Below are 16,809 nucleotides of genomic sequence, written 5' to 3'. Positions count from 1 at the left end.
GAAAAATGAAACCATTCGTTTATAACCTTTTATTTCTTTTGTTTATCCATTGTTCTGTTGATTTGCGTCAGGTTCCACCACCATCACCAAATGGATACTTAAACAGATATCAAACGAATCTCCCATTAGTAATTGGTAAGTTTGAAATTGTTTCTGCTGATCGTGGAGTTTACACCGATGCATGGCGCATGGCCTTCAAAGGCCAACTCACCTCCTCAGGTATTTTTCCCGATGTAGTCTCAACAATAGACCCAAAAACTACTACCAATTTTTATACCATTGATGTAGAAATGAAAACCCATTACGAAGATAAATACAATTGGTGGTATACCTGGCCTGCTCTTTATCCATTCACTGGAATTTGGCCTCTCCAACATAGAGAAGCAGAATACAATGTTGAATTTAGATATAAATTATATAAAAACAAATCGATTGTTAAAGAGGAGACCATTTCCAAAACAGGAAAGGCAAATGAATCTATATACGGATTTTATAAAGTGCGGAACTTTCATCGTATGATTGAAGAAACTAATTTAGAAGCTGTTAGAACATGTATCCAAAATTTATCCGAATCATTATAATTTTAAATCTTTTTAGTTTTGTTGGATGTGTTAGTATTCCCTTTCATCCTGCTAACAACACGGAAGAATGTTTAGCCTATTATTACCAAACCAAAAGGCAAGTTACCGAAGTGTTTGATGAAAATTTACTCACATTGGGACTAGTCATTACACTTTCCCTCTTGAATTCTGCATTTTCACCCATATTTTTATTACCGATCCTTACGACTCCATACATTCAATATCAGAATAAGTTAAGATCGGATGAAATTCTAAAACAATGGAAAAGAGAAAGATGCGGAATTGCTGATTTCAATCCAGAACAAAACCAAACTAGACCAACAGACCTTTAATTATTTAGAAACTTCATAGTGTCTCCCAAAAGGAGACCAATTTGTAATCGAAGCTGTATTAGATCATAACGATTTTGGATTTCATTTCTCATCACATCACGAAGTCGCCTATCAACCGTTTGTAGTTCGATCACAGAAGCAGATCCAGTTTTATAAGCTTTTTCCATAATTTGATAATTTTCTTCCGCAATACGTTTGCTTTCACGGGAAATATCATACAACTCAACTAAGTTATTGTGTTGTTGGATGAGTTCAAAAAGATACAGGCCTGTGTTTTCTCTTAAAAACTGGGATTGGGATTTGGCTAATTTGATTTCAACTTTTGATTTATCATATTCATTTTTAGACAACCAACGATTGAACAGAGGAAATCGAAATCCAAAATTACCACCAACATCAAAATCTGCATCGGATGATCTTGCATATCTACTGAAATCATTCCGACTATAATCATAGAGTTCCATGGAGTTTGTCCATGTCCCACTGAGTCCAGAAAAAGATTCTCTGCTAGATTGGTTGTAAACATTTACAAAAAAATCAGGAACCCAAAGTTCATTAAAACGAACTAACTTTTGTACTTCTAAAATTTTGACTTGGTTCACAGTTAATATAAGATCAAAATTCAAGTCACCTAGATTCTTTTCATATTCCGCTAAAGTAGATTCTAAAGGCAGAATTTTATATTCCCGTTCCGGGATTGGTTTTAGAACCACATCTTTCAAAAGGAATTTTCTTCTAAATACCGACTGGCTTTTTTGTTGGTCTAATCTTGACTTAGTAACATTATACTTATAAAAGAAATAATCTACTTTAGAGTTCTGAGTGACTAAATAAGATTCGATTCCTTGTTTATAAAGTTTTTGAACCGATTGGAATTGTTTGTCTGCACCAGACTCATTTGAAAAATCATAATTATAAAAAGCTAACAGTTTTAGGGTTTCAGCATATTGAAAGGCCTGATCAAATAATTCCTTTTGGTATAAGGCCTTATATTCCAATAACAATCGTTCGTATTCCAATTCCAAAATCATATTGGCAAGAACGGTATTTCCTTGTTCTTGAAAATTCCAATTTAGATTGAGGGATGTGCTCCAACCCTTTCTATTATAACCATCACCCCTTAATGCCTCAAAAAAAGGGGAATGGTCTATATTTACAGCTGGTAGATAACGTAAACTTTTGGAATCTATATCCACTTTTTTACGTTCGATTTCCATTTCCTTGAGTTTTAATTCATACGACTTCTCACCAACTAACTTTGGCAAGTCATAAAAATCCACCGCATCTGGCCAAAGAAAGGAAACCGGCAAAATGACAAGCGAAGAGAAAAATATAATTAAATAAAAACGAATCACTAAATCAATTATCGGATTGCTTCCTGTTTGGAATGAAGTAATTGGTAAATTCCACCTTTAGAAAGTAACTCTCTATGAGTGCCCTTACCCTCTAATTTACCTCTTTCCAATACAAAAATCTGGTCATAATTACGAATTGTATCCAATCGATGAGCCACTGTTATGATCGTAGCATTTGCGAACACAGAATTCAAATGAGACAGAATTCGCGATTCGGTTTCCTTGTCCAAGGCAGCAGTCGGTTCGTCCAAAAGCAAAACGCTCGGTCTTTGTAAAAACAAACGTGCAAGAGATACCCTTTGTTTTTGACCACCGGAAAAAATAAACCCTCGTTCTGAAATTTCCGTATCATAACCAAGCGGCAGTTTAACGATATCATCATGAATACATGCAAGTTTGGCAGCTTCAACCACTTCACTTAAAGTTGCTTCCGGTTTCGAGATTGAAATGTTTTCTCTGACTGTCCCCGCAATGAGCGGATTCTCTTGAAAAAGGACACCAATTTTTGTTCGCAAACTAGGGAGCCAAATCTCATCTAATGAAACATCGTCAATGATGATCTCCCCTTCCTGAGGATTGTACAAACCAAGGATCAACTTTAATATCGTTGATTTGCCACTTCCGCTCCGACCAACAAAGGCAACTTTTTTACCAGGTAGGATTTTTAAATTTAAATTACGAATTCCCGATTCTGGTTTTAAGGCATCATAAGAAAAAGTTAAATTTTTAAATTGAATATTACCTTTAACTTCAGGTAAGTCTACCTTAAACAAATTATCTCTATCAGTTATTTCACTATCCAAAGATTCAAAAGTACGCAAACGATTCCAAGATACATTTGCTTTTTGAAGTTTCAAAAAATCATCATATAAAGAAACAATTGGATTTCGAATGTAGGCCACAAGCCCAATGATGGCATACAAAGTTCCGAGTGTCATTTGATCTTTCAAAATCAAAATACTACCAACTAACATTACTATGACAACAGTAATCTGCTTAAAAAATTCCGTATTAGTAAAAAGCAAATTTGAATAAAACAACTTTTTACCTTCTGAATTCAATTGTGAGGTGAGTCTTTTTTCGAAATCCCATCGATGCGAATAAGTAGCACCTAAATTTTTGATGGTTTCAAATCCATTGATGGTTTCGATGAAATAACTTAAAGTATCTGATTTTTTTAAAGATTCCTTTTTTGTTTCTTCAACTATCTTTGGTGCAAACGCACGGAGGATCAGCATCTCCGGCAGAATCAATAAACCAATAATTAATAACAACAAAGGAGAGAGAAAAAGAAAGATGATAAAAACCAAAAAACTAAATAGTAAATCAAAAATCTTCATGGCTCCTTGATCGGAAAAATATAAAATCACCGATTCTATTTCTTCCCAACGATTCAAAATTTCACCTTTTCTGTTTCTTTCAAAGAAAGAGATCGGTAATGAAATCAATTTTACCAAAAATCGAATTGCGATGGTTTGGTTCACTCGATTGCTAGTAAAAAAAATTACATTAGATCTGAAATATGCTAGAAAAGATTGTGAAAAACTAAGAAGCACTACAACTAAAATTACCGGTAAAAAAAACTCTTTGTTTTCTTTCAAAAGAACCGCATCAATTAAATATAAGTTGATTAATGGAATGAACACTTCCAAACCTTTAATTACAAAACTGGCAACAATACCGGCTTTTAAATATTTGATGGCTGGTAAAAAATACTCTGCCAGTCCGGAAAAAAATCTATTTTTCCATTCAAAGTTTTGTTCTGGTTTGACTTTAGGAACAAAATAGATAACAACTTTGGAAGATTTTTTTTCCCACTCTTCTCGCGATAGACTGATCTCTCCAAGTTCTGGATCCATAACGAATACTTTCTTTGAATCAATGGACTTTAAGATTACATACTTTGAATTTTCAAAAAAGTTAATTGTTGGGATGTTATTTAATTCTGATTCGTGATCTTTCCAGTTTACAAAATAACAATCACCTTTGCCTTCACCAAAACTACCTTTCCAATGATTCGGTCGGATATCAGGATCAAAATCTGGAAAAGAAGGATCTGCGTCGTAATCCACAAACGAATATCCCCAATAGCGAAATATCATTTTACGACATGCATCACCAGACTGTGATTTACCATCTTGGAATAAAAAAGGAAACCGAATTTGATTTCTTAGCGGAGGAGAAAATTTTAGTTTCGGTAAAAAATGAAACTGATCTTCTTCGTAAATGGTTGATGTTTCAAATTTATCTTCCTCGGATCCGTCACCAAGGTTTAGTTTTCTTTCGCTCATAATGGAACGAATGGTAATGAGTAAACTTTCAGACTTCTTAAAGAAGTTAGTTGCATCTGTTGAAGAAAGTTCATAAACAAAACTTTCTTCAACAGCCGTTACAGTCGCATTTCTGGCTTTTTTTTCCAAAACTCCCATTTCACCTAACACAGATCCTGCTTCTACAAACGAAAAATAATCTTTTTGCCAAGTAGACTTGGTGACTTTAAATCTTCCAGAACGGATGAAGAATAGCGAAGAACTTTTACTTCCTTCTTTGATTAAAATTTGTCCCGGATTTATTTTTTGTTTTACTAATACTTTTGATAGATATTCAATTTCTGAATTGGAAAGTTTTCGAAAATAAGGATGGATTCTTAATTCATCGCGAAGTTGAACATTTTCTTTATATTCATTCCAGGATTGTTTTCTTTGTTTATCGGATTCGATAAACTTTAAGAACAAAGTAGAAGATAAAACTCGAACTTTGGAATTTTCTTCTGCTTGAAAAATTTGTTTTTTTAGAGAATCGGATGATAATTCGGATACTCCATAAAACGAACCTTCCGTTAATGTTTTGATTAATAATTCTTTCTCATTGATTTTAAGTTTTACCTGAATTCTTCCAGTTTCTAAAAATAAAATTGGTGTTGGATCCAATTCACTTGAACCTATTCTGTCGTTTGCTACTAAAGATCTAAACTCAAATAAACCAAAAAATTTTTTTAAGTCGTTTGATGACAAACTAGATAAAAAATCATCATCGGAGATAACCTTAGGAATTTCTTTTACAGTTTTCAAAGTTAATTCCTAGGATCAGCATAACGAAACAAAATTTGATAAATACTCTTTCTATCGATGACTATATCAGCAACTACCTTAAGTCCGGGAAACAACTGAAACTCTTTTCCATCCTGGTTTAGATCTTGTGTTCCTAAAATCAAAACTACGGAAAAAGAATCTTTATCTGTAGTATTAGGAATGATTTGAGAAACAGTACCTGAAACAACACCAAAGTCATTTTGATGAAATGCCTTTACCTTTATTACTGACTTCAAACCAAGTTTTACTGCTGCAATGTCTTTGCTGTTTACTTCCACAATTGCTTCTAATGGTTGACCTTCCTCCATTAGTGAAGCAACAGTTTGTCCACGAATGATATTTTGTCCGACGTTATTGACAGTAAGTTCGCCGATGATGCCAGAAAAAGGCATACGAATGATCGCATTGGCAACTCTCTCTCGTTTTAACTTTGTATCCCCTCTGAGACTGGAAATTACATTCTCTTCTCTTTGGATTTCATCTTTTAAGTTTCCAAATTCTTCATTAAATTCTAATAAACTTTGATCATAAATAAACTTGGCACCAACTCCATTTTGAAAATCCATAAAAGCTTTTTTTAAATTTACAAATTTATTCAAAACACCACCAGATAATGCTGAACCGGAATTATTTTCTAAATTATATGCTAAGTTTTTAGAAATTTTTTCTGCTTCCCTTCTGTTACGAATGAGACGTTGTAATTTTTTTTCTTCATAATCTAAGTTGTTTGTATCTTTTGATAACTCAATTTGTTGTTCAGAAAATTCTAACTCCATAATGGGATCTCCCTTTTTAAGAAAATCCCCTGATTTTACATACAAATTTGTAAGTGTTCCCGTTTCCAAAGCTTCAACCATATGATAGTTACCTTTTGGACGGATGGTGCCACTTGCCTCTACAACAACATCAACTCTTCCAAAAATTAAAAAAAGAATGAAACAAATAAAGAATGTACTAATTAGATAAATTCCTTTTCTTTCCCAATTAGGTGCTGGATGTTTTAATAACTCATCATAATAGGATGCAGAATGTCTTGATTCCCAATTAGAATCCGTTTCTTTAATGTTCTTAAATTTTTTAAACATCTTTATCCCCTTCGCTTAATGTAGGAAACAAATGGTAATAAAAACCTTTGGTAGTGATTAACTCTGCATGAGTTCCCATTTCAACAACTCGACCTTCGTCTAATACGATAATTTTATCTGCACTCACAGTACTATGAAGTCTATGTGAAATTTGGATTACCGTTCTATCTTTAAAAACAGTTTCCCATTGTGATTGGATATGAGATTCTGTTTCTGAATCAAGGGCAGAAGTTGGTTCATCCAAAAACAGAATACTTGGATTTGTAACAAGAGCCCTAGCAATGGCTAATCGTTGCCTTTGGCCACCCGAAAGTCCAATTCCCGATTCTCCAATTTTTGTTTCGTATTTCATTGGAAATCTTTCGACAAATTGATCTACAGAAGCAAGTTTTGCTCCAGCTAACAATGATTCCAAGTTGAGTGATGGATTTTTTTTCGAAAGATTCTCTGCGATACTACCAGAAAACAAAATGGGATTTTGTTCGACTGCTCCAAATTGAATTCGTACTTCTTCTGGATCTAAAGTGGAAAGATCAAAGGAATCAACAAATACCTTTCCTTTTGTAGGAGTAAGAGTTCCCATAAGAACTCGCATCAATGTGGATTTACCGCACCCACTCCTTCCTACGATAGCGATTTTTTCACCCGCTTCAATTTCTAAATTGATATCAGATAATATTTCTGGACTTGTTTCCGAATATCGAAAACTAATATGATCTAACGTAATTTTTCCAGATAGTCTCGGTAGTTCACCAAACGGACGTTGGCTGACAATTTCACCTGGAAGAGAATATATTTCAGTAAGTCTCATCCTGGATTCTCGTAATTCACTCAAATCCTCATACACATGACATAACCGAACAATCGGTTCCATTAGAAGTGAATACAAAACTAAAAAGGCTAAAAAACTTCCTAAACTTAAGGATTCGTCTAAAACATCACTGACACCGAATGTAATCACCGCAATCAAACCCATTTGTTCAAAAAATTTACTCACCAATTCCAAAACATGGACTCGTTTTCCCACCCTCAAATTGGTAAGGATGGTTCTTGCTATTTCATTTAATCCTTTGGAAAGGTATCTACTTTCCATTGCAGCGGATTTGATCAGTGGCATTCCAGCAAACAATGAAAGGAAAAATGAAGTAGTTTTCTTTTTAGATTCAAAACTATGTTTTTGTAATTTTTTTATTTTTGCGCTCGAACGAACAACAAACAACGAATAAACAATTAGAAAAAATAGCCCAACAAATGTTAAAGAGTTATCCAATCTAAATAAAATAAAAAGGTAAATTGGTAACGTTACTAAATCTAAAATCAAAAATAAACCTGATCTCTGAGTAATTTCTAATATTCTTTGGTTTTCTTTTAGTCTTTGGGTAAAGTCACCTGTTTCAAATTTTCGAAATTCTGGTAAGGTTAAGTTTAGAATGTGTTGAAAAAAACGAACAAAATAATTATATTCCAAACTTTGCATAAGCCCTATGGCAATTAAGTTACGGAATAAAGAAAACAAAGTTTGGAAAAGAACAGCTAAAGCAACGCCAAATACCAAAGTAAATAAAAAGTTACGATCAGAAAAAACAATTACCTGGTCTACAACCTGACGAACTAAATACGGTAAGGACAAAGTTAAAATTGCTGATAATACAGTTGCGACTAATATCCAACGTATTTCTCTTTTTTTAGGACTGAACAACATTCGTAGTTCTTTAAAAAAACTAATCAAACTAACATCGGCCGACAGTGCCGCAGGAGCTGGTGAAAACTGCAAAATCACCCCGTCCCAAATTTTCAAAAACTCTGTTATAGAAATTTCATAAACTCCTTTGATTGGGTGAGAGATAAGGACAGCATCTAACTCTTTTTCGTACAAATATAACAAACAAGGAATGGTTTCATCATCTGTTATAAAAACAGGGTTTTCTAAATCGGAAAGTTGTTCTAAAGACAAATGTTGTTGTTTAGTTAAAAATCCTAATTTTTCTAACTCAATGGCTAACTCGAAAATTCCAGGTATTATATTTCTGGTTAGTTCATTTTTGATTCTAATTTTCCAATTGGTTGGTAAAGGTTTATCAAAGGCTCTTAAAGCAAGTTCGCTACAAACAAGTCCAACTAACGTAATTTGATCTGTGGTAACTTGTTCTATGTATATTTTTTTTGTAGTTTTTCGAAACTCAAATCGTTTGGAAACAAATGGTCGTATTGAATTTTCTTCTTTTTCTTTGGCTTTGTATGTTGAATAACGTAGAAGTCGTGACTGGACGATCTCTTCTAATTTGTTTCCTTTTTCAACGCCGATGACTTTTCTGAATACAGCTCCTGGAATTTTATACAATTCGGAATCTTCTGAGGCAACTGCACTTGCCAAACGTTTTTGATGTTTGAAAATTGCTATCTCACCTAAAATATCACCCGAACGCATAATCGAGATAATTTTTCGAGGGTTCTCCGTTCTTATCTGAATTTTGCCTGACCGAACAATATAAGCAGCATCTCCATCTTCCCCTTCTGCAAAAATAAAATCTCCTTGTTCGACTTTTACTAGTTGGATGGATTTTAGAATGAGTTTGATTTCTTCTGGGGAAAGTTCTTCGAAAAAACTAAGTTTACGAACATAATAAAACTTTTCTTGTTCTTCTTCTCTGTGTTTTGCTTTTTCAGCAATCTCTGGATGAGACTCAACTAACTTTAAAAATCGAGATGTAGGAAGTAATAAAACGATCGAAGGTTCAAGTGCATAATAATCATGTTTCGATGGAGTTTTTGTAAGAGTGATCCTTTCACCAATGGATTCTCCCTCTTCGACAAAAGTATTTCTACCTAAACTAATTTCTTGTTTAGATTGTTTCATTCCAAATCTGCCAGTCATTACAAAATGAATGTACTCTGGCATTTGGTTTGCTTTGATTAAATTTTGTCCCAATCGAACAAAACGTACGTCAATTAATGGAATTAGGTTTTCTCTTTCCGATTCTTCTAATTCCGCAAGTAGATAATTATTTCGAAACACAGCGCGGATTTTTTCAAGATTTCGCCTAACTTCGGATTGCATTTATTTTTCCGCTAATAGAAGCATATGAGTGACCGGAAAATCCATAGGGATTAGGTCTTCGTGAGAACTAGGAACTTCCTTATCCGAAGTGAATATTTTGGTTTTACCCAAATACCGATTTTCAACCAACCATTCATTTCTATATGCATGTGACTTAGGTGAAACCTGGAACCCAAAAGATTCCAAATGAGTTTTCCAATCACTAAAACTCCAAAAACAAAAGGACTCGTGCATTTCACTTTCCCAGTTGTCAGTATAATCTTTTTTGGAGAGGAATTCACAGACATCGGCTAGTTTCATGCGGTAGTATTCTATACCATCGACGGAAAAGACTTCAGTCCTAAGCACATAACCTTCTTCCTTTCGAAAGTCGGATTGAAATCGGAAAAATCTTTCCTTTGTGGACATAGAATCCAAATACTCTTTGAGATTGGCATAGGAATTTGGTTTTTGTCCTAAATTCGTACCATCCGTATCCTGAAACCAAACATACACTTCCCTATCCTTATCTTCCGGGCCAACTACATCACGGTTGATCCAAACCCCACCCATCGCCAATTCTAGGTAACGGTTTTGAATGAAGGAAAGAAGTTTCTCTCGATTCCCATAAGATTCAATTTCATGAGTGAGGGAAGAGGAATGGATGGTGTTCATCGTTCCCGCTGGGAATACAAGTCCACTGACGGCATTCTTTCGTAAAAAAAATACATTTGGGTTTCGGAACTCTCCATTTTCTTTTCTCTGTTCGCAAACTTGGAAAAGATGCCTTGCGATCTCTACTCCATAAAAATCCGATTCAAATAAATTGGATTTTTCAGAAGCCAGTTTGATCCAAGAACCAACAGCACAACCAATGTCCCCAATTCGTCCCGGCAAAATATAGTTTTTTGTATCATTAAACTTTAGTTCGGCGATCAAATCCATTTCTCGCACATAAGTATTATAATCTCTAGACTCAGTAAGATCTCCATCTTCACCAATCAGTGAATCGGAAAACAACATTTGTATTTTATCCCAAACTTGATACTCATCCCACAAACGAACACTTGCCGGATCCATATAAGAAACTAAATCTGTTTTTGTTTGGGAGTTCATTTTAACTTCGGATTTTGCAAGTCCTTCCAAAATTTCCCAGGGGAGTTTGGTGATAAACTTTTCATCCCTACCTGGAATACGTTCCACGGGAAGGATCGAAAATCCTAAATCAGAATACAAATTTGCAACAGGTGTAGAACAAAGCACAATGGTGTTCTTTGGTGTTAGAGAGAGTGACATTTCTGTTTCTGCTTCAATTTTTTTAATTGTGTAGGAAGCAAAGTTAGGTGATTGACCAACGTCATCAATAGGGATTACAAAAACGGGAATTTCTAGATCTCTAGAAAAATCCTGAATCATCATGGCACGTTTGTAAAGAGGGAGAGGGTTTCTTCTTGTATTGTTATGATTAGCGGAAGTGACTGCAAAGATGATAGCAGTAGGTAACTCTGAAATTTGTAGAGGGTTTCCTAGATGGTTTTTTACTTCCGAGAGGCCATCCTTAACCAAACGGTTCAGGTATTCCTTTTGGTACCGTGTCAGTAAATGGTGACGACCCGGAAGTAGTAAATACATAGTAGTTTTAAGCTTTTGGATTTTCTAAAACGATAGCAATTCCTTGTCCACCACCAATACAAAGTGAGGCTACACCGTATTTCACACCACGTCTTTGCATCTCTAGTGCCAATGTCAATGTGACACGACTTCCAGATGCTCCGAGCGGATGTCCAATCGCAACAGCCCCACCATTTACGTTTGTAATTTTAGGATCAAGTCCCAGTTCTTTTTGAACGGCTAAGTATTGTGCAGCAAATGCTTCATTGATTTCAAAAAGACCAATGTCTTTCAAACTAAGTCCGGCTTTTTGTAATGCCGCAGGGATTGCCACTGCTGGACCAATTCCCATCTTTGCTGGTTCACAACCTGCATGGCCCCATGATTTCACAATGGCCAATGGTTCCTTTCCTAATTTTTTTGCTTGGGATGCAGAAGCCACAATCAATGCAGCTGCCCCGTCATTAATTCCAGATGCATTTCCGGCAGTTACAGTTCCATCTTTTTTGAAAGCAGGTTTTAAGTTTGCAAGTTTGGTTGCTCCCGCTTTCCCTTTGATAAACTCATCTTTATCAAAGACAATAGGATTTTTTCCATTGATTGTGATGGCATGAATTTCATCTTTTAAAATTCCTTTGTTGGTAGCTTCTTCTGCTCTTTCTTGCGAAGTGGCTGCCCAAAGGTCTTGTTCTTCTCTTGAGATTTTGTATTGGTCACTTAAGTTTTCTGCAGTCATTCCCATAGGAAGTTCTACATACACGTCAGTTAAACCAGTTGCCAATGAATCTTCAAATTCAGTGTTTCCATAACGAACTCCGAACCTTGCATTACGTACCACATAAGGTGCGTTACTCATAGATTCGACACCGCCAGCAAGAACTGTATTTGCTTCACCTAACATGATTTTTTTGGCGGCTTGGATGACAGCTTCCATTCCAGATCCACAAAGTCTGTTGAGTGTGAGTGCAGGACTCGCAATTGGAACTCCTGATTTCAAACCAATGTGCCTTGCTAAATAGATTCCGTCTTTTCCTGTAGGGATAACGTTTCCAAAAATACTTTCTTCAATGAGGGAAGGATCCACGCCAGTCTTTTGAAATGCTGCTTTTGAAACTTCGACTCCGAGGTCTACGGCACTCATGTCTTTAAGAGTTCCGCCAAAACTACCGAATGCGGATCTAAGTCCGCCCAAAATGTAAACTTGTTCCATAGATACCAGGAATGGCCAAATTTAGTCCTCTGTCAGCTAAGAATTGAAATTTCACTTGAAAGAGAATCTAGCATCGTTACACTTCCTGCATGAATCGAGAACCCATGTTCGGCCTGGAAACCGGCTTTTTATCCAAACAAACCGCAGGTCTCATTCGTGGCATCCTCCAAAAGAGGTACTCCATTGGAAAGACCTCTGTTCCGCTCTTTTCTACCCCTTCCGAGCTTTATCCTGGATTGGAACTCATTACCGACAAAGGCCCAAATCCCATCCAAAAACGATTGGTGGTCGGTAGCATTCGTATGGGTTATGGCCACCACCGCATGGCTCTTTCTGTTTATTCCCATTCCTTAAAAAAACAAATCCCCACTTACCTTCACGATTTATTAGCAATCGAATCACCGGAAGCCAAAGCCATTGCAGACATTGATTCTGGTTATAGTTATTTCTCAAGACTGAGTTCAGAAATTGGTGGGCCAGTGGAGTGGTTGTGGGGTTTACTTATGTCCCAAGGTAATTTGACCTCACTCGAACTCTCTTGCCAATTGGCAGAACTTTACAAAGGACTGATGAAAGGAATCCCCACAGACTCACCTATCATCACCACATACCCGTTAAATGGTCAAATCGCTATTACATCAGGATTTCAAAAAACAATCCATTTGATTTGTGATAACTACCCGCAGTATTATTTACTCGTACCGGGAGCTCTCAACTTAGTTCAAACTCCTTCTGCTTATACAAAGTTTATAGAGATGGGTGTTCCTAAAGAAAACTTGGCAGTCGCAGGACACTGGGTTTCGGAAGATATAGTTTCGAATGCTGTCACTGATTGCGAAAATCGAGTTCGTAGGATTGATGCAAAAAAATGCAGAAGGTTTCTTTTGCCCATTGGTGGAGCTGGAGCACAGAAAGGTTATGTATTAGATTTAATCCGTTTGAGTAAAAAGAACTTACAGAATAAAAAAGCTGTCTTTTGGATCAACACAGGTGATCATTCCAAAGTTCTCAAATCCATTGAGGAATATTTAATTTTACAAAAAATTCCTTATTTATCGATCAACACTTGGGAAGATCTAATCAAATTTATCGAACGTCATCCTCTTCGTTCAGAAGACAATGAAAATAATCCACCAGTTGTGTTATTTCATTTTCCATCACATACAGAAGCTTTTTCTGCGACAGAAAAACTCATTCGTATCACAGATGTCCTTGTTACAAAACCCTCGGAGCTTGCTTTTTATCCAGTTCCCAAACTTTTCATTCGCAGAGTGGGCGACCATGAAGCGGCTTCCGTATTTCGTTCCTTGGAACTAGGTGAAGGGACTGTAGAATGTCGTGAAGTGATCCATGCCAAAGAACTGGTTCAAATATTTACAGAATCAGATGACTTATTACTCCGAATGAACGAATCAGTCATAAAAAATATTGTAGAGGGAGTCTATAACGGTAGTAAGACGGCCGTGGAAATGGCGACCGCAAACTAATGGATTTTATTTAGAAAACTTTTTTTCTAATTCTTGTTTTGTGGATTCCCAGATAGCCGCAATTTTGTTTCCTTCTTCCACAGCGGAATCAATCTCACCTGTTTTGGCAAAACCTTCAGCTTTGACCACAACCTCAGAAAGTGCTGCCAAACCAAAATTTGCAGCCACACCTTTGATTTGGTGTAACTCCGCCTGCAATTCCTTGGGTTCTTTGGACACAAGAAGCCCACCCAAATTTTGAACCCGAGTTGCCATGTTTTCTAAAAGAGAGGTCATCATCTCTTTTAACCAAGCCTGGTCTTCCGGATCGTTCATATCCACTAAAGATTCTATTCGAGACCAATCAATTAGCAAGTTGCACCTTCCTAGCAAAAGTAAACAGACGGAAGAAAGCGTGTAAATTACATTTTAAAAAATCATTTCCATGGCTTCGGAATCGTATTTTTTTGTAAAACACTATGAAAATTCACCCCACTGCCATCATCGATCCGAAGGCGGAACTCCATGAGTCCGTAGAAGTAGGACCATTTTGTATCATTGAGAAGGATGTTAAAATCGGCGAAGGAACCGTCATTGAATCCCATGTCAAAATCCACGCAGGAACTCGAATTGGTAAGTTCAATAAACTCTTTTCTGGGGGAAGTTACGGCGGATTACCACAGGATTTAGCTTTCAAACCGGAAACAAAAACATATTTGGAAATTGGTGACCATAACATTCTAAGGGAAAATGTTATTTTCCACCGTGGAACTGTGGAAGGAAAAGCTACAACTGTCGGGAATCATAATTATCTTATGGGAAATGTGCACCTTGCCCACGATGTCATTGTTGGTGATCACAACATTATGGTGCAAAATACAATGCTTGCTGGTCATGTTGTCATTGGTGATAAAGTTTTTATCTCAGGATCTGTGGGTGTCCACCAATTTGTCCGTGTATCTGATTATGCAATGTTAGCTGGACTAACAAAAGTAGTCAAAGATGTCCCTCCTTATGCAACTGTCGATGGACACCCCGGTGCAGTTGTTAGTTTGAATGTAGTTGGAATGAAACGAGCTGGAATTTCTGCTGATGTTCGTTTGGCAATCAAACGTGTTTACAAAGTAATTTACCACAGTGGACTTAACACAAAACAAGCGCTTACCGAATTAAAAAAAGATCCAAATCCTGCACCGGAAGTACAAAAAATCATTCAATTCTTTGAAACAAGCAAACGTGGTGTTGTGGATCACCGTTTTGTTTCAGGTGGATCTGACGAAGAATGAGAGTTCTCGTCACCGGGGGAGCCGGTTATATTGGAAGCCATATCGTTTTAGAACTGATGGAACTTGGCCATGAGATCCTAGTTGTTGATGATATGGAAAAAGGAAACGAAGCTAATTTGTTTCCAAGAAATGAATTCATCAAAGGTGAAATCCAAAATCCAGAAATTCTAAAACAAATTTTTGCAAAAAAGATAGATGCAGTGTTTCACTTTGCTGCTTGGAAGGCAGCAGGGGAATCCATGACGGATCCACTTAAGTATACAATGAACAACTTAAATGGAACCTTTATCTTGTTAGATGCAATGGTAAAATACGGTTGCCAGTACTTTGTTTTTTCTTCTTCGGCTGCAGTTTATGGAGCACCCAAATACCTACCAATCGATGAAAAACATCCTTTGAATCCAGAAAACTACTACGGATATACAAAGTTATGTATTGAAGAAAACTTGGAATGGTTTGATAAATTAAAAGGTTTAAAATCAGCTAGATTACGATATTTTAATGCCGCCGGTTACGATCCCAAAGGTAGAATCAGAGGGATTGAAAAAACTCCTGCCAATTTACTTCCGATCATCATGGAAACTGCTTCAGGCATTCGCAATGGATATGAAATTTTTGGAACTGATTACGATACTGAAGATGGAACTTGTGTACGTGATTACATTCATGTTTCTGATTTGGCGAAAGCCCATGTTTTGGCTCTTAACTATATTATTTCGAAAAATGAAAGTTTAACAGTCAACTTAGGTTCTGAGGCTGGGTATTCGGTCAAAGAAATGGCTGACCTTTCTGAAAAAGTGGTAGGGAAAACCATTCCGCACAAAACAAGCGGTAGACGAGCAGGCGATCCTGCAAAACTTTTGGCATCCTCAGCCAAAGCGAGAGAACTTCTAAATTGGAAACCAATTTATAGTGATGCAGAAACTTTGCTTTCTAGTATGTGGAGCCTTTACAAAACCCTATAAAGAAGGGTTTTGAATTCTCTCACAATCCGGGTTTATGGATCGAACATAGTCCAAAGCCCGGTTCCCTAAAACATCAGCACCTAAAAAACTTCCCGTCAATTGGATCTCTCCTGATTCAAATCCTTTGATCCATTCTTTCGTCAGTTGGTTGGATATGGGAGCATAAGACCAATGCCACTTTTCTTCTTGGTATCCTTTATTGTTTCTAGTCGACAAACTATTGTAAGGTTGACAAAACCCATATTTGCCGGCATTTTGTTTGAGCCAATCGTAAAGAATTTTTCCTTTTCCATTTTCTTCGAAGTAACCATTGTCTAATGCATTGATATCAAAATCGGTTCCCCAATGGTGACGAGAAGTTCCAGGTGCACTAGAAAATTCTAAAATCAAACTAATGATTTCTTCTGGAGTTTTGCCTTTGATCGGAACTCGCATAGCTTTTTTACCGGTGAACTTAGATTCCCAAATTCCTTTTTGGTGAGTAAAATTGCGAAAGGAAGATACTAAAAAGATATGTTGTTTGTAAGAACTTGGTTTGGAATCTTCAAAATCATTTATCATTTGGTGAAGGGCTTTTTTGACTTCAGGTCTTAAAAAATGGTCTTTGCCATTCTCTTCTAAGATAACAGGTGCTAATGGGCCAGGTGAACTAAATTTTCCAGTCAAATAGGAAGTTTTTTCAAGTCCTAAATACAAATCCGCTTTGGATGGTTTGACTGGTTTTTCTCCGCAAACTAAAAAGAAAGAAACAAACAACAGAGATACATACTTAGTTCGGAACATAGTTAA

13 protein-coding genes are annotated in these 16,809 nt (G+C 36.4%); 5 read left to right on the top strand and 8 right to left on the bottom strand.

Annotated features, from left to right (window positions below; genetic code table 11):
• The first annotated feature begins 5 nt into the window (after nt 1-5).
• Together EHQ24_RS13215 and EHQ24_RS13210 are read left to right on the top strand one after the other, a co-directional pair.
• Nucleotides 6-581, top strand: coding sequence for an LBF_2127 family putative lipoprotein (locus tag EHQ24_RS13215; protein WP_135602051.1), 576 nt, complete (start codon nt 6-8; stop codon nt 579-581).
• Nucleotides 551-913, top strand: a complete 363-nt coding sequence (locus tag EHQ24_RS13210) for a hypothetical protein (RefSeq protein WP_135602050.1) — start codon at nt 551-553, stop codon at nt 911-913. Before EHQ24_RS13215 ends, EHQ24_RS13210 begins: the two co-directional genes overlap by 31 nt.
• On the opposite strand, the gene EHQ24_RS13205 is transcribed toward EHQ24_RS13210, so the two are convergent.
• Genes EHQ24_RS13205 through EHQ24_RS13180 form a run of 6 tightly spaced genes read right to left on the bottom strand, consistent with a single transcriptional unit; the run spans nt 910 to nt 12,303 of the window.
• On the bottom strand, nt 910-2,268 hold the full coding sequence (locus tag EHQ24_RS13205) for a TolC family protein (RefSeq protein WP_135602049.1): 1,359 nt from the start codon (nt 2,266-2,268) through the stop codon (nt 910-912). The two genes, EHQ24_RS13210 and EHQ24_RS13205, sit on opposite strands and share 4 nt — an antisense overlap.
• A gap of 8 nt (nt 2,269-2,276) precedes the next feature.
• Nucleotides 2,277-5,339 (bottom strand): ATP-binding cassette domain-containing protein, encoded by a 3,063-nt coding sequence (locus tag EHQ24_RS13200; protein ID WP_135602048.1) that lies wholly within the window; start codon nt 5,337-5,339, stop codon nt 2,277-2,279.
• A gap of 2 nt (nt 5,340-5,341) precedes the next feature.
• Nucleotides 5,342-6,445 (bottom strand): beta-barrel domain-containing protein, encoded by a 1,104-nt coding sequence (locus tag EHQ24_RS13195; RefSeq protein ID WP_135602047.1) that lies wholly within the window; start codon nt 6,443-6,445, stop codon nt 5,342-5,344.
• Nucleotides 6,438-9,503 carry a peptidase domain-containing ABC transporter gene (locus tag EHQ24_RS13190; protein ID WP_135602046.1) on the bottom strand — a complete coding sequence of 1,022 codons (3,066 nt, stop codon included), beginning with the start codon at nt 9,501-9,503 and terminating at the stop codon, nt 6,438-6,440. Before EHQ24_RS13190 ends, EHQ24_RS13195 begins: the two co-directional genes overlap by 8 nt.
• On the bottom strand, nt 9,504-11,114 hold the full coding sequence (locus tag EHQ24_RS13185) for a transferase (RefSeq protein ID WP_135602045.1): 1,611 nt from the start codon (nt 11,112-11,114) through the stop codon (nt 9,504-9,506).
• Nucleotides 11,115-11,121: 7 nt separating this feature from the next.
• Nucleotides 11,122-12,303: an acetyl-CoA C-acetyltransferase gene (locus EHQ24_RS13180; protein ID WP_135602044.1), complete on the bottom strand. Its 1,182-nt coding sequence runs from the start codon at nt 12,301-12,303 to the stop codon at nt 11,122-11,124.
• Nucleotides 12,304-12,407: 104 nt separating this feature from the next.
• On the opposite strand from EHQ24_RS13180, the gene EHQ24_RS13175 reads away from it, so the two are divergent.
• Nucleotides 12,408-13,790 (top strand): DUF6938 domain-containing protein, encoded by a 1,383-nt coding sequence (locus EHQ24_RS13175; protein ID WP_244310420.1) that lies wholly within the window; start codon nt 12,408-12,410, stop codon nt 13,788-13,790.
• A 6-nt stretch (nt 13,791-13,796) separates the two neighbouring features.
• Here EHQ24_RS13175 and EHQ24_RS13170 read toward each other — a convergent pair whose 3' ends face one another.
• The gene (locus tag EHQ24_RS13170) at nt 13,797-14,105 is read right to left on the bottom strand and encodes an Hpt domain-containing protein (protein WP_135602042.1); all 309 of its coding nucleotides are present in this window, start codon (nt 14,103-14,105) and stop codon (nt 13,797-13,799) included.
• A 143-nt stretch (nt 14,106-14,248) separates the two neighbouring features.
• Between EHQ24_RS13170 and lpxA the strand changes: the two genes are divergently transcribed.
• Nucleotides 14,249-15,055, top strand: a complete 807-nt coding sequence (gene lpxA / locus EHQ24_RS13165) for an acyl-ACP--UDP-N-acetylglucosamine O-acyltransferase (protein ID WP_135602041.1) — start codon at nt 14,249-14,251, stop codon at nt 15,053-15,055.
• On the top strand, nt 15,052-16,020 hold the full coding sequence (gene galE, locus EHQ24_RS13160) for a UDP-glucose 4-epimerase GalE (protein WP_135602040.1): 969 nt from the start codon (nt 15,052-15,054) through the stop codon (nt 16,018-16,020). The genes lpxA and galE overlap by 4 nt, the downstream gene beginning before the upstream one ends.
• Here galE and EHQ24_RS13155 read toward each other — a convergent pair.
• A complete protein-coding gene (locus EHQ24_RS13155) occupies nt 16,015-16,803 on the bottom strand; it encodes a M15 family metallopeptidase (protein WP_135602039.1) in 789 nt (262 codons plus the stop codon). The two genes, galE and EHQ24_RS13155, sit on opposite strands and share 6 nt — an antisense overlap.
• Nucleotides 16,804-16,809: the final 6 nt, after the last annotated feature.

This window comes from Leptospira noumeaensis (genome assembly GCF_004770765.1).
Classification (GTDB): domain Bacteria; phylum Spirochaetota; class Leptospiria; order Leptospirales; family Leptospiraceae; genus Leptospira_A; species Leptospira_A noumeaensis.
Note: the sequence above shows the minus strand (reverse complement) of the source record. Positions and strands in the feature narration are given on the sequence as shown.